Genomic DNA, 1,068 nt, shown 5'->3' on the forward strand with positions numbered 1-1,068 from the left:
GCCCTCGGCCGAGCTGGACGCCCTCGCGGCGGCCCGGCCGCGCGGCGCGCACCAGCCCATCGTGCTCGGCCTCGCGGCCCGCGCCGCCGGGCTCGCCCCGCTCGACGCGGCGCACGCGAGCGCGTACGAGGCGGTGAGCGGCCCGGCGACCGCCACCGTGCGGCTGCTGAGCCTCGATCCCTTCGACGCCACCGCCGTGCTCGCGCACCTCGCCGCCGACCTCGACCAGGTCGCCGGGGCGGCGGCCCAGGCGGCCGCACGGGCCGTACGGGAGGGCGCGGAAACGCTGCCCGCGCCGTCCGCGCCGCTGCTCGACATCACCGCCGAACAGCACGCGACCTGGCCCGTACGGCTCTTCGCCTCGTGAGCGCCTCATGACCATCGCCCGCACCACCTGAACCACTCGCACCGACCAGAACATCAGGAGCGACATGCACCTCGACCACGGCAACGACTCCGAGCACCACACCCACAGCGCCGAGGCGTTCCGCCACGACGGCACCCGCCGCGCTCTGCGCGTGGGCCTCGGCGGCCCGGTCGGCACCGGCAAGACCGCGACCGTCGCCGCGCTCTGCCGCGCGCTGCGCGACGAACTCTCCATCGCCGTCGTCACCAACGACATCTACACCCGCGAGGACGCCGAGTTCCTGCTCCGCGAGGCCGTGCTGCCGCCCGAGCGGATCAGCGCGGTGGAGACCGGCGCCTGCCCGCACACCGCCATCCGCGACGACATCTCCGCCAACCTCGAAGCCGTCGAGGACCTGGAGGAGGAGGTCGGGCCGCTCGACCTGGTCCTGGTGGAGTCCGGCGGCGACAACCTCACCGCCACCTTCTCCCGCGGCCTCGTCGACTTCCAGATCTTCGTGATCGACGTGGCGGGCGGCGACGACATCCCGCGCAAGGGCGGCCCCGGCGTCACCACCGCCGACCTCCTCGTCGTCAACAAGACCGACCTCGCCCCGTACGTCGGCGTGGACCTGGAGGGCATGGCGCGCGACGCCAAGGCGCAGCGCGGCGAGCTCCCCGTCGTCTTCACCGCCATCAAGGGCGAGGGCGGCGTCAAGCCTG

General features: G+C 74.4%; 2 protein-coding genes. Both read left to right on the top strand.

Annotation, left to right across the window (positions count from 1 at the left end; all coding sequences use genetic code 11):
• The coding region (locus tag ACFU99_RS44435) for an urease accessory UreF family protein (protein ID WP_384404595.1) at positions 1 to 367 on the top strand (367 nt) is incomplete at its 5' end.
• A gap of 64 nt (positions 368 to 431) precedes the next feature.
• Positions 432 to 1,068: urease accessory protein UreG (gene ureG, locus ACFU99_RS44440; protein ID WP_384404598.1), on the top strand; the 637-nt coding region annotated here is incomplete at its 3' end.

It is taken from the genome of Streptomyces sp. NPDC057654 (assembly GCF_042800135.1).
Classification (GTDB): Bacteria; Actinomycetota; Actinomycetes; order Streptomycetales; family Streptomycetaceae; genus Streptomyces.